Origin of the sequence: Lunatimonas salinarum, from assembly GCF_017811155.1 — a bacterium.
In the GTDB taxonomy this organism is placed as follows: Bacteria; Bacteroidota; Bacteroidia; order Cytophagales; family Cyclobacteriaceae; genus Lunatimonas; species Lunatimonas salinarum.
This window is the reverse complement of sequence record NZ_JACVCV010000003.1, coordinates 219850-243003: the sequence shown is the minus strand read 5'-3', so window position 1 is coordinate 243003 and position 23154 is coordinate 219850. Positions and strand designations below refer to the sequence as shown.

General features: G+C 45.7%; 16 protein-coding genes and 1 tRNA gene. 11 read left to right on the top strand and 6 right to left on the bottom strand.

What is annotated here, in order from left to right; all coding sequences use genetic code 11:
* The first annotated feature begins 24 nt into the window (after positions 1-24).
* From IAQ59_RS04805 to IAQ59_RS04785, 5 genes are all read left to right on the top strand, one after another.
* Positions 25-1365, top strand: coding sequence for a dihydroorotase (locus IAQ59_RS04805; RefSeq protein ID WP_209329649.1), 1341 nt, complete (start codon positions 25-27; stop codon positions 1363-1365).
* Between the two features lie 78 nt (positions 1366-1443).
* Positions 1444-1519, top strand: a tRNA-His gene (locus tag IAQ59_RS04800).
* Positions 1520-1884: 365 nt separating this feature from the next.
* Positions 1885-3801 carry an amylo-alpha-1,6-glucosidase gene (locus IAQ59_RS04795; protein ID WP_209329648.1) on the top strand — a complete coding sequence of 639 codons (1917 nt, stop codon included), beginning with the start codon at positions 1885-1887 and terminating at the stop codon, positions 3799-3801.
* A gap of 11 nt (positions 3802-3812) precedes the next feature.
* Positions 3813-5093, top strand: a complete 1281-nt coding sequence (locus tag IAQ59_RS04790) for a glycosyltransferase family 4 protein (protein ID WP_209329647.1) — start codon at positions 3813-3815, stop codon at positions 5091-5093.
* A 3-nt stretch (positions 5094-5096) separates the two neighbouring features.
* Positions 5097-6308 carry a glycoside hydrolase family 57 protein gene (locus IAQ59_RS04785; RefSeq protein WP_209329646.1) on the top strand — a complete coding sequence of 404 codons (1212 nt, stop codon included), beginning with the start codon at positions 5097-5099 and terminating at the stop codon, positions 6306-6308.
* A gap of 103 nt (positions 6309-6411) precedes the next feature.
* Here the strand turns inward: IAQ59_RS04785 and IAQ59_RS04780 are convergent, their stop codons facing one another.
* A complete protein-coding gene (locus IAQ59_RS04780; RefSeq protein WP_209329645.1) occupies positions 6412-6885 on the bottom strand; it encodes a YehS family protein in 474 nt (157 codons plus the stop codon).
* A 233-nt stretch (positions 6886-7118) separates the two neighbouring features.
* The gene (clpB, locus tag IAQ59_RS04775) at positions 7119-9740 is read right to left on the bottom strand and encodes an ATP-dependent chaperone ClpB (protein WP_209329644.1); all 2622 of its coding nucleotides are present in this window, start codon (positions 9738-9740) and stop codon (positions 7119-7121) included.
* Positions 9741-10007: 267 nt separating this feature from the next.
* On the opposite strand from clpB, the gene IAQ59_RS04770 reads away from it, so the two are divergent.
* Both IAQ59_RS04770 and rlmN read left to right on the top strand, forming a co-directional pair.
* Positions 10008-11513 (top strand): sulfatase, encoded by a 1506-nt coding sequence (locus tag IAQ59_RS04770; protein ID WP_209329643.1) that lies wholly within the window; start codon positions 10008-10010, stop codon positions 11511-11513.
* 90 nt (positions 11514-11603) lie between these two features.
* A complete protein-coding gene (rlmN, locus tag IAQ59_RS04765; RefSeq protein ID WP_425342599.1) occupies positions 11604-12674 on the top strand; it encodes a dual-specificity RNA methyltransferase RlmN in 1071 nt (356 codons plus the stop codon).
* Between the two features lie 71 nt (positions 12675-12745).
* Here the strand turns inward: rlmN and IAQ59_RS04760 are convergent, their stop codons facing one another.
* From IAQ59_RS04760 to IAQ59_RS04745, 4 genes are read right to left on the bottom strand one after another with little or no spacing between them, the layout of a single operon-like run.
* Entirely contained in the window at positions 12746-13675 is a 930-nt protein-coding gene (locus tag IAQ59_RS04760; protein ID WP_209329642.1) for a rhomboid family protein, read from the bottom strand.
* 1 nt (position 13676) lies between these two features.
* On the bottom strand, positions 13677-14468 hold the full coding sequence (locus tag IAQ59_RS04755) for a rhomboid family intramembrane serine protease (protein ID WP_209329641.1): 792 nt from the start codon (positions 14466-14468) through the stop codon (positions 13677-13679).
* Positions 14469-14481: 13 nt separating this feature from the next.
* Positions 14482-16335: a DNA mismatch repair endonuclease MutL gene (mutL, locus tag IAQ59_RS04750; RefSeq protein WP_209329640.1), complete on the bottom strand. Its 1854-nt coding sequence runs from the start codon at positions 16333-16335 to the stop codon at positions 14482-14484.
* Entirely contained in the window at positions 16332-16736 is a 405-nt protein-coding gene (locus tag IAQ59_RS04745) for a hypothetical protein (protein WP_209329639.1), read from the bottom strand. The genes mutL and IAQ59_RS04745 overlap by 4 nt, the downstream gene beginning before the upstream one ends.
* Positions 16737-17192: 456 nt before the next feature.
* Here IAQ59_RS04745 and IAQ59_RS04740 point away from each other — a divergent pair, with 456 nt between their 5' ends.
* The 4 genes from IAQ59_RS04740 (at position 17193) to IAQ59_RS04725 (ending at position 23089) form a co-directional block, all read left to right on the top strand.
* The gene (locus tag IAQ59_RS04740) at positions 17193-20174 is read left to right on the top strand and encodes a serine hydrolase domain-containing protein (protein WP_209329638.1); all 2982 of its coding nucleotides are present in this window, start codon (positions 17193-17195) and stop codon (positions 20172-20174) included.
* A gap of 53 nt (positions 20175-20227) precedes the next feature.
* Positions 20228-21370 carry an N-acetyl-alpha-D-glucosaminyl L-malate synthase BshA gene (bshA, locus tag IAQ59_RS04735; protein ID WP_209329637.1) on the top strand — a complete coding sequence of 381 codons (1143 nt, stop codon included), beginning with the start codon at positions 20228-20230 and terminating at the stop codon, positions 21368-21370.
* A gap of 156 nt (positions 21371-21526) precedes the next feature.
* Positions 21527-22150 (top strand): sterol desaturase family protein, encoded by a 624-nt coding sequence (locus IAQ59_RS04730; protein WP_209329636.1) that lies wholly within the window; start codon positions 21527-21529, stop codon positions 22148-22150.
* Between the two features lie 126 nt (positions 22151-22276).
* Positions 22277-23089 (top strand): Rossmann-fold NAD(P)-binding domain-containing protein, encoded by an 813-nt coding sequence (locus IAQ59_RS04725; protein WP_209329635.1) that lies wholly within the window; start codon positions 22277-22279, stop codon positions 23087-23089.
* Positions 23090-23154 lie beyond the last annotated feature (65 nt).

Sequence of the window (23154 nt, the reverse complement as noted above, 5' to 3'; positions counted from 1 at the left end):
GAATGATTACCTAATTACAATACCATGAAGAAGATATTGATCCGAAATGCAAATATAGTGAATGAGGGTAAGATAATCAGTGGGGATGTCTTTATTAAGGACGGATTGATATTTTCTGTAGGTCCGGATCTGCCCGAATATGAGGCTGATATCACGGTGGATGCCTCCGGGAAGTACCTGCTTCCCGGCCTGATAGACGATCAAGTTCACTTTCGAGAGCCGGGATTAACCCATAAGGCCGATATCTATTCCGAAAGCCGTGCTGCGGTAGCCGGTGGGATTACCTCTTATATGGAGATGCCGAATACGCAGCCCCAAACGGTTACGTTGGAGCTTCTGGAGGAGAAATATAAGCTGGCGGCTGAAAAATCGCTGGCGAATTATTCTTTTTACATGGGTGCTACGAACGACAACCTAGACGAACTGCTGAAGGTGGATCCTAAAAACGTTTGTGGGATCAAGGTTTTTCAGGGGTCCTCTACCGGGAATATGCTGGTTGATAATCCGGTGACATTGGAAAACATCTTTCGGGAGTGTAAACTACTGATCGCAACCCACAGCGAGAATGATAACATCATTAAGGACAACCTAGAGAAGTATAAGGCCGAGTATGGGGAAGATATCCCCGTTAGTTGCCATCCAAAGATACGCTCAGCTGAGGCGTGCTACGACGCTTCAAAACGTGTGGTGGATTTGGCACGAAAATATGGAACAAAGCTGCATGTGCTTCACATTAGCACCGCACGAGAGGTAGCATTGTTTGACGATAGCCTGCCTTTGGAATCCAAGAGAATTACCGCTGAGGCTTGTATTCACCACTTGTGGTTTTCAGATGCGGATTATGATCAAAAAGGTAACTTCATCAAGTGGAATCCGGCGGTAAAAACTGCCGAAGATAGGGAGGAAATACTTGCCGGTGTGCTAAGAGGCAACATAGATGTGATTGCGACCGACCATGCACCACACACCAGAGAAGAAAAGTCACAGGTTTATGGCAAGGCTCCTTCAGGAGGCCCCTTGGTACAGCACAGTTTGGTAGCATTGCTTGAGATGTACCATCAGGGTAAAATCAGCCTAGAGGCAATCGTCCAAAAAACGAGCCACAACGTAGCCATTCTATTCGAAATCGAGAAGCGAGGGTACATCCGTCCCGGCTATCATGCAGATCTTGTGTTGGTGGATTTGGATGACCCTTGGACCGTTGCGTCCGATAATATCTTGTATAAGTGTGGTTGGTCGCCTTTTGAGGGAGAAACCTTCCGCAGTAGGGTGACTCATACCATCGTTTCCGGACACCTAGTGTACGAGAATGGTGTGTTTTACGAGGAGGCAACCGGGAAACGTTTAAAATTTCTAAGAAAATAATCAAAGCTGTTGCCTTAATTGAAAAAGCATATTACCTTTGCATTCCGTTACAACTAGAAGGGTTGTGATGCTGTTTATGGTGATTGTAGCTCAGCTGGTTAGAGCGCTGGTTTGTGGCACCAGAGGTCGCCGGTTCGAACCCGGTCTTTCACCCGTAGTCCTTTCTGTAATTTATAGAAAGGGCTTTTTTTTTATGCTTGATTCATTTAGTAGATGGCATATTATTTGAATAGGTTCGATTGAAATTAAACTACTATTATTATGTTTACTTTATTGAGTAGAACTAAGTCCTTTCCCCGCATAAGGCCTGTGGATATTAGAGACATACACCTTTATATGATGAAATTCGAGGAATCCCTCAAGAACTTCGAGGCCTTGCAAAAGGAAACTGCCCGATCTAAAAATCGATGAACCAAGAAAAGGCTTCCCTGTCGGGAAGCCTTTATTTTTTTTTGGGATTAATTTTTCTTTCGAAAGCTTTCTCCTATTTTTATAAAAACCTACAAACTTTGTGTTTAGATGAGCTATATACATTTTGATAAAACACAGCTGATAAATCTGAATTATTCTCTTGAAAAGGAATTTATACGGTCTAACCGTTCGGGATGCTATACCAGCACTACAATAATTGGCTGTAACACCAGAAAGTACCATGGTTTGTTGGTGGCGCCTCAGCCACAGATTGATACCCAATTACATGTGCTTCTATCCAACGTCCACGAAACAGTGGTTCAGAAGGGAAGTAGTTTTAACCTAGGCATCAACAAATATCCAGGCAATTATTCGCCGAGAGGCCACAAATACTTGGAGGATTATGACTCTGAGCCAAACCCCAAACTCACGTACCGGGTAGGAGGAGTCGTGCTGGAGAAGGAGATTATCCTGGATACCCATGCGGATAGGGTAATGATCAAATACACCTTGGTAAGTGCCCAGGCACCTGTTAAGCTTCGGCTGAGTCCCTTTCTGGCTTTTCGTGGGTATCACGGACTATCGAAGGCAAATACGTACGTAAATAAGAGTTACGTCCGGGCAAATGGAGGCATTAAGGTAAAGCCCTATGAGGCGTATAGCGAACTGTCTATGCAATTATCCAAGCCTAATGAATTTGTCGCGGCGCCGGATTGGTATTACAACATCGAATACATTCGGGAGATTGAACGTGGCTACGATTTTCAAGAAGACCTGTATGCTCCCGGGTTTTTCGAGTTTGATATCGAGACCGGAGAGAGCGTGGTTTTTTCGGCAGGATTGGAGGAGGCGAATCCAGATTCCCTGTTGAAGGCCTTTGCAGACGAAGTCAGTCGGCGCATTCCCAGAGATAATTTTGAAAACTGCCTCAAGAATTCCGCTACCCAGTTTATCAGCAGGAGAGGAGGGGAAACCCGTGTCATTGCGGGCTATCCTTGGTTCGGCTGGTGGGGGAGAGACACTTTTATAGCACTTCCGGGACTTACACTTACCATTGGAGACACGGAAACGTATTTGGAAGTCATGGATACCATGTCGAAAGATCTCATCGGTGCCCTTTTCCCAAATGTGGGGAGCGGTGTGATGACCAATATGAACTCCATTGACGCACCACTTTGGTACTTTTGGGCGCTGCAACAATACGTGATTTTTACAGGTGACGAGCAAACGATCAAAGACAGGTATTTGCAAAAATGCAAGGGGATCATAGAAAGCCTGCAGGAAGGTACGGAGTTTAATATCCATACCACATCCGACGGGTTGCTCTACGGAGGGCAGGATGGCGTGGCCCTCACTTGGATGGACGCAGTAACAAAAGACGGGCCGGTAACCCAACGTGCCGGTTGCCCGGTGGAAATCAACGCCCTTTGGTATAATGCGCTGTGTTTTTACCATCAGCTAAGTGGTGATGAAAATATAGCAGAGCTTGCAGAGCAAGTGAAAAAGTCCTTTGTAAAGGCATTTTGGAATGAAAAAAAGGGTTATCTGGCTGATGTGGTAAATGAAAACGAAAAGGATTGGTCTATACGTCCGAATATGGTCTTTGCCACTTCGTTGCCTTACACGATGCTGACAGATGATCAAAAGGATCAGGTGCTAGAGGTGATCAAGGCCAACTTATTTACTGAGAGAGGGCTAAGGACATTGGCACCAAGTGATTCCAGGTATCAGGGGTATTACCAGGGCAATCAATACGAGCGGGATAATGCCTACCATCAGGGTACCGTGTGGCCTTGGCTATTGGGGCATTTTGCTGAGGGCTATCTGAAGCTTCACGGTAAATCCGGTAAGCGGTTTATTCAGAACGTGATAGCAAGCTTCGATAAAGTGATGACCCAATATGGGATTGGAACGGTGGCCGAGATCTACGATGGCGATCCCCCACACCGACCAAAGGGATCTATTTCGCAGGCTTGGAGCGTAGGGGAGTTATTGCGCATGCAGTATCTAATCAACAACTATTAAATAGTTTTTTCATGAAAGTACTTATGTTCGGGTGGGAATTTCCCCCTCATATATCCGGAGGATTGGGGACAGCTTGTTATGGTTTGGTCAAAGGATTGGCACACCATAATCAGGATATGATTTTCGTGGTTCCCAAACTTTGGGGAGATGAGGATCCCTTGGCCGAATTTGTGAACGCAAGTGATGTGGAAATCGACTACCGGGAAAAGCGTTTTAGGTCGGTTTGGAAAAATTTAACGTACCTCGAGGTGGGGTCTTTTTTGGTTCCTTACCTGAGTCCTGAGCAGTATGCTTCTTTCACGCAAGGAATCAAAGAAGGAAAGGAAAATCTGGAGGATAGTGTTTTTTCTACCAAGTTTTCCTTCAGTGGGAAGTACGGCAAGGACCTCATACAAGAGGTGTCCCGCTATGCGTTGGTTGCAGCGCAGATAGCGAAGGATAAGCACCACGATATCATTCATGCACACGATTGGTTAGCTTTTCCTGCGGGAATTGCGGCGAAGAGCATCAGTGGAAAGCCATTGGTAGCCCATGTGCATGCAACGGAATTTGACCGTTCCGGTCAAACGGTCAATCAGCAGGTTTACGAGATTGAGCGTGCGGGCATGGAAGCAGCTGATAAAATCATCGCGGTAAGTCAGTTGACCAAAAATACCATTGTAGCGAATTATGGGATACCCGAAGAGAAGGTGGTGGTAGTCCACAATGCGGTATTGGATACCAGTGCGATCAAATCCAAGGAAGTTAAGAAGGTACCTGAAAAGATCGTAACCTTTTTGGGAAGGATCACCTTTCAGAAGGGACCCGAATACTTTGTAGAGGCAGCTGCTAAAGTGCTCAAGAAGGATGAAAATGTACGTTTCGTGATGGCAGGATCCGGCGATTTATTGAATAGGATGATACAGCGGGTAGCAGAACTACGGATAGGCACCCGATTTCACTTTACCGGATTTTTGCGAGGAAAGGATGTAGACCACATGTTCGCCATTAGCGATGTATACGTGATGCCTTCGGTCTCGGAGCCTTTTGGGATCTCGCCGCTAGAGGCGGTGCGGCATAATACACCCGTAATTATTTCCAAACAATCTGGGGTGGCCGAGGTGCTCCAAAATGCGGTCAAAGTGGATTTCTGGGACATTGATGCCATGGCCGATGCCATTTTTGCACTGCTCCACTACGACGGTATCTCCAAGATGTTTAAGGAATTGGGGAGAGAGGAACTGAAGAGGCTAAAATGGGAGCATGTGGCATTAAAAGTAATAAAAGTATATAAGGAAACCGTTAATCAATAAGCTATGAGATCGATCTGTTTTTATTTTCAAGTGCACCAGCCTTACAGACTGAAGCCCTATAGATTTTTTGAAATAGGCGAGGATCACCATTATTGGGATGATTTTTCAAATAGAAGCATATTGAAAAAGGTGGCCGAGAAGTGTTACCTACCGATGAACCGGCTTTTGCTGGAGCTCATTGAAAAATACCAAGGCGGGTTTAAAGTTTGCTTTTCACTTTCAGGTACTATCCTAGATCAGCTTGAGGAATACGCCCCGGAAGTGTTGGAAAGTTTCCAACGTTTGGTAGCCACCGGCCATGTGGAATTGCTCAACGAAACCTATGCCCACGCCTTGTGCGCATTGAAGAGTGAGTCCGAGTTTAGGGACATGGTTGGCAAGCATCAGGCAAGAATTCAGCAGCTGTTCAATGGGTATACCCCCAAGGTTTTTAGGAATACAGAACTTATTTATTCCGATAAAATCGGGAAGATGGTGTTTGACCTCGGTTTTGAGGGTATTCTGACAGAAGGGGCTAAGCATGTTTTGGGATGGAAGAGCCCGAATTATGTTTACGCCAATGCCTTGGAACCGAAGCTAAAAGTACTGTTGAAAAACTTTCGGCTAAGCGACGACATTGCTTTCAGGTTTGGAGAGCCAAAATGGTCTGACTATCCGTTGACTACCGAGAAATTTGTCAGTTGGATCAATCAAATTCCGCAAAGTGACGAGGTACTCAACCTGTTTATGGATTATGAAACCTTTGGAGAACATCAATGGGCCGAGACAGGTATCTTTGAATTTATGCGGCACCTTCCAGAGGCTGTTTTTGCATCATCGGACTTTGGGTTCGCTACGCCTTCTGAGGTAATTTCAAAGGTTTCCCCGGTAGGGATGATTCATGTACCTACTCCCATTTCTTGGGCGGATGAGGAAAGAGACCTGACCGCTTGGTTAGGAAATGACCTACAGGATGAGGCGTTTGATAAACTTTATCAACTAGAAGCACGCGTGAAGAGATCAAAGAATCCAGAAATACAACGGGACTGGAATTACTTGCAAACCAGTGATCACTTCTACTATATGTGTACGAAGTTTTTCTCTGATGGAGATATTCACGCCTATTTCAGCCCCTACGAGAGCCCTTACGAAGCATTTATCAATTACATGAACGTGCTGAGTGATTTTATTCTAAGGCTTAAGCAGGAGGAAGAGGCTGCGGTTGCGGTAGTTTAGTTTCTTCGCTATTTTATAAAAAGTCAAAAAAAGGCCCGACTCACCAATGAGTCGGGCCTTTTTTGAGTGATTCCAGTAGCTAATCCTCCATTAAAAAGGTAAACTACAGTGGTAAGTCTTCCCTTCTATAAGTCAGCTTCATCCCTTTGATGAAATTACGCAAGACCTGATCTTTGCAGGGCCGAAACTGGCTCTGACTGGGTTTTCGAAAAAAGGCACTCAATTCGTGCCTGCTGAGGTGCTGCCCCGCCCGTGAAAGGATTTCCAGCATGTCATCTTCTTGCAAACTCAGTGCTATGCGTAGTTTGCGGAGTACGTCGTTGTTGTTGAGTTTTTTTTCAGCTACAGGGTCCTTCCCTTCCTGTTTTCCTCTGTTTTTTACGATCATCCCGTTTAGGAAATGGGCAAGGTCGCGGTCATAGATGCTTTTGTAATCGGGATCTTCTTCTTTTTTCAGCCAGTTACTCACCTCTTCGCGCGTCACGTCTTTACCCCCAAGCTTAAACAGTTTCATCATCTTGTCGTCATCGTAGGAAAAGATGTAACGGAGGTTTCGAAGGATATAGTTGTTTTCCATTTAGTCAGCTTGTTGCGAAGAGTGGTTTTGATTAGAGGGCTTTGAAGCGGCTTATCAATACGTAAAGATAGTGCTTTCTGCCAAAACCCCGTGGAGGGTCGGTCGGCTGGGATAGCGTGGGGACGCAATGGACTTTAAAAGAAAACCTACTCCAAAGCTTAGAAATCTCCGGAGTAGGTCGTCCTCAGTATATTTGCCCTCGGCCCTTTGAGGGAAGGGCCGATCGGTAGGTGTTAGTCGACCACTTCGACCTGGTCTATGTTTTTAAAGTAAACCTGCCCGTCGGCATCCAAGTCCACTAATACCGCGCTGTCATTTTTGATGTATCCACTGAGAATTTGTTTGGACAGCTCGTTTAGAATCACCCTTTGTATGGTACGCTTAAGGGGACGTGCACCAAATTGAGGGTCGAAACCAGTGTCGCCCAAATAGTCCAACACCTCCGGGGTCGCTTCCAGTTCAACACCGGATTCCGCGAGCCTCCCTTGGATTTCCTTCCATTGGATATCTACGATCTTTCGGATAATGGATCGATTCAGCGGTTCAAACATGATCACCTCATCGATACGGTTCAAGAATTCGGGCCGCACTGATTTTTTTAAAAGCCCAAACACTTCGTTTTTCGTGTCTTCCATCACTTGTTCCTTATTCCATTCCTCCATATTTTCAAAGCGCTCCTGAATTAGCGTGGAACCGATATTGGTGGTCATGATGATGATGGTGTTCTTGAAATTTGCCAAGCGACCTTTGTTGTCAGTCAGTCTTCCGTCATCGAGCACTTGCAGGAGAATGTTAAAGACATCTGGGTGGGCTTTTTCGATTTCGTCCAACAGCACGACAGAGTAGGGCTTCCTTCGAACGGCTTCGGTGAGTTGCCCCCCCTCATCGTACCCCACATAGCCGGGAGGCGCACCTACCAACCTGCTTACGGCATGCCTCTCTTGGTACTCGGACATATCAATCCGTACCATCGCATTATCATCGTTGAAGAGGTACTCCGCTAATGCCTTGGCTAGTTCGGTCTTACCCACGCCGGTAGTTCCTAGGAAGATGAAGGAGCCAATCGGCCGCTTGGGATCCTGTAAGCCTGCGCGACTTCTTCTTACGGCGTCAGATAAAGCGGTAATGGCTTCTTTTTGTCCTGCTACCCGCTTGCCCAGCTCGTCTTCAAGGTGGAGGAGCTTTTCCCGTTCGCTTTGGATCATCTTGTTCACGGGGATTCCGGTCCACTTTGAGACCACGGCTGCGATGTCCTCGTTATCTACTTCCTCTTTGAGTAGGGAGGAGCCTTCTTGAATCTGCTTCAGTTGTTGCTGGAAGGAGGCCAGTCTACTTTCACTTTCTACGATTTTGCCGTACCTTATTTCCGCTACCTTACCGAAGTCACCGGCACGTTCGGCCTGTTCAGCTTCGATGCGTAGCTTTTCAATATTTTCCTTTTCCCGTTGAATCCCAAGGATTACTCCTTTTTCGCTTTCCCATTTGGCTTTGATCACCTGCCTTTTTTCGGAAAGCTCGGCAATCTCTTTGCTTAGTACGGCTTCTTTGTCTTTATCCTTTTCCCTGCGAATGGCTTCCCGTTCGATTTCCAATTGCATGATCCGACGGTTCATTTCGTCGAGTTCTTGGGGTAGCGAGTCGATTTCCATACGGAGTTTGGCTGCAGCTTCGTCCATTAGATCAATGGCTTTATCTGGAAGGAATCGGTCCGAAATGTACCTTTGAGAGAGCTCTACGGCAGCGATTACCGCGTCGTCTTTAATGCGTACCCCGTGGTGGAGTTCGTATTTGTCTTTGATACCTCGTAGGATAGAAATGGCATCGGCGGCATCGGGCTCGTCCACGATCACCTGTTGAAACCGTCTTTCCAGGGCTTTGTCCTTTTCGATGTACTTTTGGTATTCCTTCAGCGTAGTTGCTCCGATGGCATGCAGCTCTCCCCGTGCCAGCGCCGGTTTTAAAAGGTTAGCGGCATCCATGGCCCCTTCTCCTCCACCACCCGCACCAATAAGGGTGTGTATCTCATCGATAAAGAGTATAATCTGTCCATCTGAATCGGTGACTTCCTTGATTACAGCCTTTAATCTCTCCTCAAATTCCCCCTTATACTTTGCGCCCGCCACAAGAAGGCCCATATCCAGAGAGATGATGGTTTTGCTCTTTAGGTTTTCGGGTACATCGCCACTTACGATTCGCTGGGCCAATCCCTCCACAATGGCAGTCTTGCCCACTCCAGGTTCTCCCAGCAGGATGGGGTTGTTTTTGGTTCTTCTCGCGAGTATCTGCAATACCCGTCGGATTTCTTCATCCCTGCCAATAACCGGGTCGATTTTTCCTTTTTTGGCTAGGTCATTCAGGTTTTTGGAATATTTTTCCAAGGACCTGTACGTGGATTCTGCGTTTTGATCAGTCACTTTATTTCCTTTTCTTAGTTCCTTGATGGCTTCTGTTAGACGCTGCTCTGTTACGCCCAGTTCTTTTAATAGTTTAGCGCTGGCATCGCTTCCCGCAAGTATGGCCAGTACCAAGTGCTCTACTGCAATGAACTCATCTCCAAAGGGTTTCATGTATTCTTTTGCCTTTAGAAATACCTGATTTGTAGCTTGAGAGAGGTAGGGCTGTTGCTGCCCGCTTACTTTGGGCAACCGTTGAATGATTTCATCCAGTCGTTGTATCAGCAAGTTGGGATTAATCGAAAGCTTTTTTAGCAAAAACTCTGACACATTCCCATCTTCTTGTAGAATTGCCTTGAGCAGGTGGGCGGGCTCGATTACTTGCTGCTGCTCTGCACTGCACAGTTCCAGTGCTTTTTGGATAGCTTCCTGTGATTTTATGGTGTATTGTTTAAAGTCCATTGTTTCATTGCATCTGGTTCAAATCTTTGTAAACAAATACCTAACCAATCGAATAAATCGAAATTTTCAAGACAATATGACCTATAAAAATGCTTTATGAGTTGTTTTTTGGGACATATTGACATATATTGTCATGTATTCAATGCGCTTGGCTTCGTTTAATTTTAGTTGGTACGGCGATCAGTTTCTGCCAGCAAAGATCTATTCCGTTTTTTTGAATATTCCTGAATATTGGATTAGTTTGTAGTCAGTTAATCGTCCTTATTTATGTACTTTGTAAAAGTAACTTATCCTGCCCTAAAACCATGGCTACTTGTATATTTGCTGACATGGGCCTTTTGTTCATGCGGTTCTCCTGCGGAAGTGAGACCGAATTTTGTCTTTATATTGGTAGATGATCTGGGTTGGGCAGATATCGAAGCAAATTGGGAGGGTACTTTTTACGAAACCCCCCATGTAAATGCAATGGCAGCGAAAGGGATTCGGTTTAGTCAGGCCTATTCTGCGCATCCGGTTTGCAGTCCCACTCGTGCGGCATTGATGACCGGCAAGCACCCTAATAGCGTGAATATCACAGATTGGATTCCAGGATTTGACCGGGATGCAGACAGCAGACCCATTGAGACGCCTGCTATTGACCATGAGTTGGCCTTGGAGGAGGTAACGTTGGCGGAGAAATTTAAGGAGGGAGGTTATCAGACTTATTTTGTGGGAAAATGGCATTTGGGGGAGGAGGAGGCCTTTTGGCCCGAATTTCAGGGATTCGATGTTAACATCGGAGGGTGGAGCGTGGGAGCACCTCAACTTAAGAAGGGAATATCCAACGGGTATTTTTCCCCCTACGGCAACCCAAGGCTCTCGGATGGTCCGGAAGGAGAGTACCTTACAGATAGGCTGACGGAAGAAAGTGTACGTTTAATGAAAGAGGCCGGTAATCAGCCTTTTTTGTTGTATTTGTCTTATTACACCGTGCATACACCCATTCAAGCGGTTGACCGGTACCACGAACGCTTTCAGCGGAAATTGGCCGAGCAACCTCAAGTATCCGAAGAAGTGCGGTATCAGCCGGAGGGGGTGGATGGGGTCACCCGATTGATACAAGACAATGCCGAATATGCGTCGATGGTAACAGCCATGGATGAAAACATCGGCAGGATTATGGATGCCCTGAGGGAATTGGGACTGGAGGAAAATACCTGGGTGATTTTCACTTCAGATAATGGGGGCCTATCAACCTTGTTTTCAGAGGGGGCACCTACCGCAAATGGTCCTTTGCGAGCAGGTAAAGGTTGGTGTTATGAGGGGGGGATTAGGGTGCCATTATTGATCACTGGTCCTGAAATCAAAAATCCCGGTAGGGTAGTTGAAACCCCGGTGGTGAGTATGGACTATTTTACCACGATGCTTTCGCTTGCGGGTATTTCCCATGAACCCCACGATGGAACTAGCCTGGTGCAGCTATTGACCGAAGAATCAACGAAGTCCTGGGAGAGAGACGAGCTTTTTTGGCATTATCCCCATTACCACGGGAGCGCTTGGCGCCCTGGATCAGCTCTTCGAAAAGGGAAATGGAAGTTGATTCATTATTACGAGAGTAATACCAATGAGTTATTTGATCTAGAAAGTGATCCAAAGGAATCCACCGATCTGTCTTCTAGTATGCCAGAATTGGCGGATAGCTTGCGGCATCGCTTATTCGAGCGTTTAGGTGACTCTGGAGCGAAATTTCCGGTAAGAAAGCAGGATGTCGCGGTACTTCCTTCGAGCCTTTAGGGGGCGGGGTAATACTTTGTTGAACTTATACGAAGCTACATGAGTTCATAAGCTTTGATGACTAATTGCCTTGGCGCAAAACAGGCCGCAATGCCTTGTACGATGGACGTGGAAATAAAGAGAGATATCAGGAAATTAAGTTTAGCGGAACTGGAGGAATTTTTCCTTTCGGTTGGAGACAAGAAGTTTAGAGCCAAGCAGGTATACGATTGGCTTTGGAATAAAAAGCTGAAGAACTTTGAGGAGATGACCAATATCTCCAAGGCTACCCGCGAGATGTTGGCGCGGCACTTTGTGATCAATCATATTCGGGTAGATCAGATGCAGCGCAGTGAGGATGGTACGATCAAAAACGCTGTGATGCTTTATGATGGAAAGATTGTCGAATCGGTTCTCATTCCCACATCCAAACGGATTACTGCGTGCGTTTCTTCCCAGGTAGGCTGTAGTCTGGATTGTAATTTTTGTGCTACAGCTCGGCTTAAGCGGATGCGCAACCTGTACCCCGATGAAATATTTGATCAGGTAGCCACCATCATGGAAGAAGCCGATCGGTTTTTTGACCGGCCACTGACAAACATCGTTTTTATGGGTATGGGGGAGCCACTGCTGAATTACGCTAATTTAATAGAATCCATTCAAAAGATTACGTCTCCGGAGGGTTTGGGCATGTCGCCAAAACGTATTACCGTTTCCACGGTAGGGGTCTGCAAGATGATTCGAAAACTGGCCGATGACGAGGTGAAATTCAACTTGGCGGTCTCATTGCATTCGGCAATCAATGAAACCAGAAGCAGACTGATGCCCATCAATGACACCAATCCTTTAGAGGAATTGGCCGAAGCTTTGAAGTATTGGTATGCCAAAACCAAGCGAAAAGTAACGTATGAATACGTTGTATGGAAAGGGATCAACGACGACGAAGCACATGCACTTGCCCTTGCGAAATTTTGCCAGGTTATTCCCTCCAAGGTTAATTTGATTCAATACAATCCGATAGACGACGGGGAATTTCAGCAGGCGGACCCAGAGGCAATCGCCATGTACCTGAAAGTGTTGGAGGGTTTTGGAATTGTGGCAAAAATCCGCAAGTCCCGAGGTCAGGACATCGATGCCGCTTGTGGCCAGTTGGCGAATAAAAACGATCTGATTAAATCGTGATGGAGGAAAATGATTCGTGCCTGTAACCTGTAATTCAGTTGGCGTAGGGCAGGGCATGTAGGATGCGTGTCCTATTTGTTGCTAAAGTCAAACAATTTTCGTTTCTCCTCTTTGCTCAGGTTGTCGTACCCCTTCTCAGCTATTTTATCCAAAATACGGTCTATCTCCTCTTGAGTAGTCGTTTCGGAAGACATTTTCTGGTTTTTGGGAGGAGGTGTAGAAGCTGTGGAAGTCTGTTTTTTCCCTTCGTTGTTTCTACGGTAAGTTACTTTTACTTTGGGTTTTTTGGAAAAAAGCTTTTCAAAAAACGCCCCCATTGCTTGTATGAAAATGCCAATATCCTTGCCTTTGTTTAATTGGAGCACATAGTAGTATCCCAAAAAGGCTCCGCCTAGGTGGGCCAACTCTCCACCTGCATTGCTTCCAGCTGAGTTTGCAAATGCAATCAGCACATAAAAGATCGCAATGTATTTGATTTTGACAGGGCCTAAGAGAAGAAGGTGAAATTCCGTGTTTGGGCGCAGCGTAGCGGCTGCCACTACGATGGCATACACTCCTGCACTCGCCCCCAGCATCAAGGCGCCATCTATCCGGTCGCTAAAGTATGGTGCGATGTTATAGATAATCATGTAAAAAAATCCACCTGCAATTCCTCCTAATATATACAGGTTGACAAGCTTTCGGCTACCGAGGAATTCATGTACCAGCATACCAAACCAATACATAAACAACATATTGAACAGGATATGTAGAAAACCCTCGTGCAAAAACATGTAGGTAAACAACGTCCAAGGTTTGCCGATAAACTCCGGTATGGACGCTGGCATCATAAAGAAGGAAATCAGGGATTTGTAGATGTCTCCCGCCCCTCCCAAGGTCAGAAATACCCGCAAGACCATAAACGCCACAAAGAGCAAAATATTGATTGCCAATAGTTTGTACAGCCCGTTGTTTTTTTGGTTAAAGGCGTTTTTAATGTTATACCAAAATCCTCCGTACATGTTAGTAGAAATTTCTCCTATCCCTTTTCCAATAGGTTACCAAGAATGCCCCAATGACTAATCCAGAGAGATGGGCGAAATGGGCCACGTTGTCGGCGGGATTACTTGCAAATATATGATATACCGTGTATAGTCCATAAAACAGCACGAGGTATTTTGCTTTAATCGGTATCGGTGGGAAAAGCAAGAACAACTGGGTGTTTGGAAATAGCATGCCAAATGCGATCAGGATGCCAAATAAGGCACCAGAGGCGCCTACCATCGGAATGTTTACCTGCCGGTCTCTGATTCCCAGCATGTTTCTAGTGGCTCTGTCGATCAGTTCGGGATTGTCCGGATTCCTACTGTAAGTGTCTACCAGATCGTAAATACTGGCATTGAACAGGTGTCTGTTCGCATTGACGAATCGGTTGAACACCTCTGGATCCGGATTTTCGGTAAACGTTTCGATCTGATTATTCAGCTGATTGATTTTATACACATTGTACCCCGAGTATAAGATCCCAGACCCGACACCACAGACCATCCAGAGAATGATGATCTTTTTGGGTCCGAGGAATTGCTCCAGTAGTGGCCCGAAAATAAATAACCCAAACATGTTACTGAATAAATGCCAAAAATCGGCATGCATAAACATGTAAGTAACAAATTGGAAAGGCAAAAAGAACCGGGAATCAATATGATATAGGGCAAACCAGGCTTTAAGCTGCGGCATAAAAAATACCGTGATGATGTGCATGCCGATAGTGATCAGCAGGATATTTTTCACGGTGGGTGTTAAGGCTCGAAACATAGAAGGGTATTCGTTATTGGTTAAAAAAGCTGTCTATTTTAGTTAAATCCAATTTCACAAAGGTTTTGTTCCCTGTGGGGCTATAATTTGGGTTTTGGCAGGCAAATAGTCTTCCAACGAGGTTTTCCATTTCTTGAGGACTTAGTTTTTGTCCCGTCTTTATGGCCGATCGCTTGGCCAGAGAACGGGCGAGGTTTTCACGATTCCCTAAAGAAAGCACCGATTTAAAATGTTTGAACTGTTCTAGCAAGGATTCAAAGAGCGCTTTTTCGTTCGTAATGGGAACATCCGCAGGGATACCGTTGATGACGACTGTGTGGTTGCCGAAGGAACTAACTATGAAGCCCAAGCTGGTAAGCTCTTCCTGTAAGTCCATCACCAACACGTAATCCGCAGGGCTAAGGTTTAAGGTTTGTGGAAATAAGCACTGTTGCGATGCACCCTTCGATTTTTCCAGTTGACTCAGAAACCGTTCATATAGAATGCGTTCGTGACTGGCTTGTTGATCAAATAGCAGTATGCCGGAGGATATCTGTGCAATAATGTATTTGGATTCAACTTGGAACGTACTCCCGGGAGTCTTTCGCCCGGCCACCTCAGCCTTATAGTCTTGCTCTGTTTGATTTGCCCTGCTTGAGAATGTAACTGTTTCCGGTTCCTCCTGACGCTGAGAGAGTAAGCTGTCTTCGTCGTTGGTTTCAGGAAGTTTCCGGTTGTCAAAAAGGTTTTCCCATCCACCCACATTTTGTTTTCGGAAGGCGGGGCTTTGAAAGTTTTTGTAGGAATGTTCTGATTGGACTTCTTTGGTTTGGGCTTCGTTTTGGTTCCACGTTTGGGTAAAGTTTACATCTAGGCTGAAGTCCATGGCCGGCACGACGTGATGGGCACCCAATGATTGTTTGATGGCGGCTTTTAGCACGCCATAGATGGTGCGTTCATCGTCAAACTTAATTTCAGTCTTCGTAGGGTGTACATTGATATCGATGTGCGAGGGATCAATTTCCAGAAAGAGCGCATAAAAAGGATGTTGATCCGGTGCCATTAGGCCTTCAAAGGCGCTGACCACCGCATGGTGTAGGTAATTACTCTTTATATACCGGTTGTTTACAAAGAAATATTGATCTCCTCTTGTTTTTTTTGCGCTGCTTGGTTTGCCGATGTATCCTTTGATTCGTATTAGGGGAGTCTCTTCTTGACAGACAACCAACTGGTCCTGGTATCCTTGTCCCAGTACACCCAGGATTCGCTTGCTGAGTTTTCCTGGAGAGAGGCTAAATAACTGCATGTCGTTTTGATAGAGCGTAAAAGCTACCTCTGGGTAGGAGAGCGCAACGCGTTGAAACTCCTCTACCAGGTGTTTGGTTTCTACTGCGTTGGACTTTAGGAAGTTACGTCGTGCAGGGACATTGAAAAACAGGTTTTTTACCGAAATAGACGTTCCATCCGAACAGCTAATAGGCTCTTGCTTTTTGATTTCTGACCCTTCTATGCACAGCAGCGTCCCCAGTTCATCTTGGGTACGCTTCGTCTTCATTTCTACTTGGGCAACGGCGGCGATGGAAGCAAGTGCCTCGCCACGGAAACCGAAGGTTCGGATACAGAAAAGATCATCGGATTTTCGGATTTTTGACGTGGCATGTCGTTCAAAAGACATGCGGGCATCTGTTATAGACATGCCCATGCCGTCGTCAATTACCTGGATGAGTTGTTTTCCTCCTTCTTTTACTACTACTTTGATGTGGGTAGCGCCTGCGTCCAAGCTGTTTTCCAGAAGTTCTTTCAATGCAGATGCGGGTCGCTGTACTACCTCACCTGCAGCGATTTGATTCGCTAGGGCATCCGGGAGAAGTTGGATAAGGTCACTCATTTTGTACCGACTGATTTTAGTCTGTACAGTGCCACCAACGCAAAAACCGTAGCGCCTAAATAAAGGAAATAGTATAGAATATCAGGTCCCAAGTAAATATATCCCGCAAATCCGCCTATCAGCACCACCATGATGATCAATCGGATCATACCGGTGCTCTCAAATACGCTACTTGGTTTTTGCTTAATTGGACTTCCTTTGGTAAATGCCCCCCTAATAGAGGATCCGCCTCGATAGTGTGTGTCGTCATCCTCCTCGGTGTCCAAAACACCTTCTTGCTGAAGTTCTCTCTTGATACGCTCCGTTCGTTGGTGGATTTCTTCTTTTACAGGATCGTAGTGCCGGGGAGTAATTTGAAAACGGTGCGGTTGGTTCGTTTTGAAGATGGATGGGAATTTCATAATCAATGTTTATGGGTCAGAAGCATGCCAATGGCAGCTAGTAAGAGCTAAAATCATTCAACTGTCTGACGGTTATGCCATGCCTGTTCGCCTTTGGAGAACTCGATTGGTACGCCTGTCCCTGTCGTTTTAGCCCTTTGTTTGTGCCGTGGGTTATGATGGAGTTCTTTACCGATTTACTAAACGCTACCAATAATGGGTGCCCTATTTTTTCAAGTACCATCGCCAGTCCTTACTCGTTTTTCGGTATGATGCGCAGTCGATACGACAGAAGCAGGCTACTTCTGTGCGCTAATTTCCTTGTTTAATGGAGGCAGCCCCCTGATTTGACATAAGATTTCAACGGTTTATCAACTTTTCATAGGTTGAAAAGATGAAAATATGTACGTTTGATCAAAAGCCAATATCCTACAAAGCTAAACTTAAATTTATTTCGGATAAAATTTAAACGGTTTCATGTCTCAAAAAGTTTGTGTAGCAGTGGTTATCCTATTTTGTTGGATACAGGTGGTGTCTGCGATAGGAGAGAGGAAGGTAGACCCGCGGGATCCGCTGTTAAGTAAGGACGATCAGCGGCAGGCCGAATGGGTTGACAGCGTGTTTAACAGTTTGTCTTTTGAAGACCGGCTCGGTCAGCTCTTTATGGTGGCTGCGTACTCAAATAAAGACCAAAGGCATAAGGATGAACTGACCCGGTTGATTCAGGAGCAGAAGCTAGGAGGACTGATCTTTTTTCAGGGAGGGCCGGTGCGGCAGGCCCATTTGACCAATCATTACCAGTCGGTCTCTAGGGTCCCACTTTTCATTGCAATGGACGCCGAATGGGGACCCGGGATGCGCTTGGATAGTGTCTTGCAGTTTCCGAAACAAATGACACTCGGAGCAAGCCCACATGACCAATTGATTTATCAAATGGGAGAAGAAATTGCGAGGCAGTTTAAGGAACTGGGCATGCATATTAATTTTGCCCCCGTAGTAGATGTAAATTCAAATCCTGACAATCCCGTGATTGGCTACCGTGCTTTTGGGGAGGAAAAGGAAAGGGTTAGCAGAAAGTCTGTTGCGTATATGAAAGGGATGCAGGATAACGGGATCATGGCCAATGCCAAGCATTTTCCGGGCCACGGAGACACCAATTCAGATTCCCATTATACTACCCCGGTTATCCATAAGTCCAGATCACATATTTTGGATATTGATCTCTACCCCTACAGGGAGTTATTTAAGGAAGGACTGATGAGTGTAATGGTTGCCCATTTGCACGTCCCCAGCCTGGGAAGTGAAGCCAAGCAGCCAACCACTCTCTCGCCGCGCGTGGTGACCGATCTGTTAAAAGAAGAGATGCAATTTAAGGGTCTTATTTTTACAGATGCCTTAAATATGAAAGGGGTGAGCAGTTTGTATCCTCCTGGAGAGGTGGATCTCATGGCGTTGAAAGCGGGCAACGACGTGCTGCTGTACTCTGAAAATGTTCCCAGATCCAAGGCGCTTATTATGGAGGCTGTTCAGCGAGGAGAGTTGACTGAGGAGGAAATAGATAACAGGGTTAAGAAGATACTACATGCAAAGTATTGGGCAGGTTTGGATCGCGTCCAGCAGATAAATCCGCACCGGATGGTAGAGCGGATAAGTACTTTCGGTACGAAGGCGCTCATTGAGCAGCTTTATGCTTCATCCATTACGGTGGCCAAAAATGATCATGTAGACATTCCTGTCCGCCATGTGGATACGCAGCGCATGGCATCGCTCACCATTGGTGGTAGGGGAGAGCTATTCAAAGAATACCTTAGCAAGTATGGTCAATTTTCACACTACACGCTAAGGTCAAACAGTAACCTTGATAATTTTAAGGCACTGGAAGAAAATCTGAAAGAATACGGTACCATTGTGGTAGGAGTAATGGGCGTGACCAATAACCCGCGTCGTAACTTTGGAATTCAGGAGGCTGATGTACGGTTAATTAAGCGATTGAGTGAAACCCACCGGGTGATTACCGTTGTGTTTGGAAATGCCTATGCTGCTAGAAATTTCGAATCGCTGCCTAATTTGGTTTTGGCTTACGAGGAAAACGAATTTACGGAAAAACTCGTGCCCCAGGTGCTCTTTGGCGCCAGACCGAGCACCGGAACATTGCCGGTGAGTCTCAGTAGTAGTTTGCTTCAAGGAATGGGCTGCGAAACCTCAAAGATCCCGAGGCTAGCCTATGCAGCTCCAGAATCGGTGGGGATGGATAGCCGGGTTTTGATGCAGATTGATGATTTGATGGAATCATCCATTCGTAAGCGGGCCTTTCCGGGAGGAGTGGTGTTAGTAGCCAAACAGGGAAAGGTGGTATTTGAAAAGGGCTATGGGCATTTGGATTATACCCAGTCGAAGCGAGTCATGCCAGGGACCTTATATGACTTGGCATCGTTGACTAAAGTGATGGCCACGACCCAAGTGATGATGTTTTTGAGGAGTAGAGGCATTATTCAAATGGATGACCCCATTGGTAATTATTTGACGGAGTTGCGAGGTACCAACAAGGAACGGTTGCGGCTTGGAGATATCATGACCCATGAGGCTGGGTTATTGGGTTGGATTCCCCATCATGACCAAACCATTCAGGGAGGAAACTGGAAGCCGGAGTTTTATAGTCCAACGCCCACAGACGAGTTTAGTCTGCCCGTTTCCCAAAACATGTATGCCCATAAATCGCTTCCAGATTCCGTTTGGAAATGGACGGTGCAATCTAATCTCAAGCGATCGGGAACAAGGGATGGCCATCGGTACTCCTATACCTATTCGGATGTAGGGATGTATTTATTAAAACGAATGATCGAAGATATCACCAGGCAGCCAATGGATGAGTTTTTAAGGCAAAATTTCTTTGAGCCTTTGGGTACTTACCGACTCGGTTATCAGCCTTTAAGGCAGGTTGATACGGCTGACATAGCTCCCACTGAAGAAGATAGGCTTTTTAGAAAAGCGCTGGTGCAGGGATATGTTCATGATCCAGGTGCGGCTATGTTGGGAGGCGTGGCAGGGCATGCAGGACTATTCGGCACAGCCAATGATGCAGCGGTTTTGATGCAGATGATGCTTCAGGGAGGGAAATACGGTTACTTGGAATTCTATGATTCCGAGACGGTCCAGGCTTTTACGAATAAACAATCGCCGTACAATCGCAGGGGTTGGGGTTGGGATCGCCCGGATCCTGATCCAGCTAAACGGGCTGCAGTAGGGAAGTTAGCGCCCAAGGATTGCTTTGGACATACGGGATTTACCGGGACAGCCGTTTGGGCGGATCCCGCTAATGAGCTGGTGTTTGTTTTTCTGTCCAACCGCGTAAATCCAAATGCCGGAAATAACCTGATCAATAAGGATAAAATAAGGGGGGAAGTACATGATATTGTGTACCGGTCTTTCAGTCGCCCATTTCTATTGGCAGGTAATTGAACAAATCAGGGGTGTTTTGGTGTTAACAACCTGAATTTAGACACAAAATAACTATGAAGATTGGGATCGTTTGTTATCCGACCTTTGGTGGCAGCGGGGTAGTGGCTACGGAGTTGGGTAAAGCATTGTCCAAAGAAGGGCATAAAATCCATTTTATCACGTATAGTCAGCCTTCCCGATTAGATTTTTTTAATGAAAATTTATTCTACCACGAAGTCGACATCAAGAGTTATCCGTTGTTTGACCATGCTCCTTATGAGCTGGCGTTGGCGAGTAAGATGGTGAATGTGGTCAAGTATGAAGAACTTGACCTGCTTCATGTGCATTACGCGATTCCCCATGCCTCTGCGGCCTACATGGCCAAACAAATACTAAGAGAACAAGGGGTTCACATACCGGTAGTTACTACCCTTCACGGTACCGACATTACATTAGTAGGCAAGGATCCGAGCTACGAACCGGTGGTGACTTTCAGCATTAATAAGTCGGATGGTGTCACTGCTGTTTCAGAGGACTTGAAAAAGGCGACTTTAGAACATTTTGATGTCAGGCGGCATATAGAAGTGATTCCCAATTTTATTGATTTGGAGCGATTTAAGCGTCAAAAGAAGGAACATTTCAAGCGTGCGATCTGTCCGAATGGCGAAAAATTACTGGTGCATACCTCCAATTTTAGAAAGGTAAAGCGTGTAGAGGACGTCATAAAAGTATTTAAGGAGGTGCGAAAAGTGATGCCTGTGAAGCTGCTTCTCGTAGGGGATGGACCTGAACGGGACAAAATGGAGCGGCTGTGCCGGCAGTATGAGACGTGCGAGGATGTTCGGTTTTTAGGCAAATTGGAGGCGGTAGAAGAGGTGCTTTCGTTAGCCGACTTGTTCCTAATGCCTTCTGAGAAGGAAAGTTTCGGACTTGCCGCGCTGGAGGCGATGGCTTGTGAAGTGCCTGTGCTTTCTTCCAATGCGGGTGGGATACCGGAATTGAACCTGGATGGAGTCACAGGGTACGTATGCGAGGTAGGAGACATCGATACAATGACTCTAAGGGCACTGGAAATTTTGGCGGATGAAAATTTACCTCGCTTTAAGGAAAATGCGTTGGCCAGGGCAAAAGACTTTGATGTCTCAAGAATTTTGCCTCTTTATGAGACTTTTTATCAAAAGACAATCGAAAATGCGGTTTTGGAGCTGGCAAAATGAGAAATATCATTTTTATTTTCGCGGAAAAATGAAACCACTTTAGGTAGCAAATACGTTTAATTTGCATCTTTAAAAAAGTTAAAGAAAGTATTATAAAAGGAGAAACCGTCCATTGGTTGGGTGGTGAGTGGTTATTTTGGAAAAACTGTCAAAAGGATGAAGAAAATAGGTAGATTGGAAAGACCGGATAACAATGGATCCGCACGAATGTTTGCCAACCCCGTTTTGGAAAAAATCAGCCGAACGCATATCAGCGTGCCGATAGCGATGTTTATAGGGATGGGGATTTATTCGCTCTATTGGGGGGTAACGACCACGGAAATTAGCTTTTTGGGAGCGATTTTACTCTTGATAGGTGGCTTTCTCACGTTTACACTGGTAGAATACATCATGCACAGGTATTTGTACCACATGGAACCGGATACCCATCTTAAGGATAAAATGCAATATTCGATGCACGGTGTGCATCATGACTATCCCAAGGACAAGGATAGGTTGGCTATGCCCCCGTTTATTTCCGCTATGTACGCAGTGGTTTTGTATTTTGTGTTTGATTTTATCATGGGGGAATCCGCATTTTATTTCCTTCCGGGATTTTTGGTAGGGTATGCAGGCTATTTAGGGGTTCACTATATCGTTCACGCATTTCAACCACCCAAAAATTTCCTTAAAGTCCTTTGGGTAAATCATGCGATTCACCACTATAAAGACCCTGACGTGGCGTTTGGTGTAAGCACACCCATTTGGGATTATGTTTTTGGTACCATGCCAAAGAAGTAAACCATAAAAAAAGGCTGACCCGTTCAGCCTTTTTTTATGGTTTCTGCTAGTGGGTTCTTCAGTTTTTGAACCGGTCGCTTGGGGGATTTGAATGGGATGTGATCGTATACACATAATTATCAACATATGGACATTAGTATATTGGGACTTGGTTGGATTGGTGAACCCCTTTACATGTCTCTTCGTAAGAACGGGCATGCTGTGATCGGCTCCACCACCAATAGAGAAAAATGGTTGGAATTTCGTAATAGAGGTGTTGATGCCTGTCTCTTTGAACTTGGTCCAGAGCCGAAAGGTGAGGGCTATGAGAGACTTTTTGATACGGATATCCTTTATATAAACATTCCTCCATCCAGGCGTACCAAACCCGATTCTTTTCATATTGATCAGATTAAGCACGTGAATATATTAGCCAAACAAGGCGATACAAAGCGGGTAATCTACGTAAGTGCTACGTCGGTTTACCCTAATCGGAATCAGGTGGCCATGGAGGAGGATCCACTGACGGAAAGCACGACTGCCAATCCTGCCTTGTTTCATGCCGAACAGATCCTACGAAAGCAATGGGGAGACCAGCTTACCATTATTCGGTTTGGAGGGCTGTTAGGGGATAATCGGGTTCCCGGCAGGTATTTTTCTGGAAAATCAGGAGTAGTTGGACATGCGCCAGCAAATTACGTTTATCGATTTGATGCAGTCAGGGCGGTTGAATGGGTGATTAGCAAGGGGCTTTGGGGGGAGGTTTTTAATGTGGTGGCACCAGAACATCCGGTGAAATCAGCTGTTTATGAATCCAATGCAGCTTCGTTGGGGTTTGATCCGCCGGCAAGCTATGCCCCACCGGATGAATCGTGGAAGGAAATTTCGCCACAGAAAATAATGGTTTCTGGGTTTCGTTTTGAATATCCAAATCCACTTAGCTTTCCCTATTTGCGATGAATCTAAAAATTTTCATTGTTTATGCGCTAAAAAGCAGATGATACTTGGCATCGTTTACCAAACCA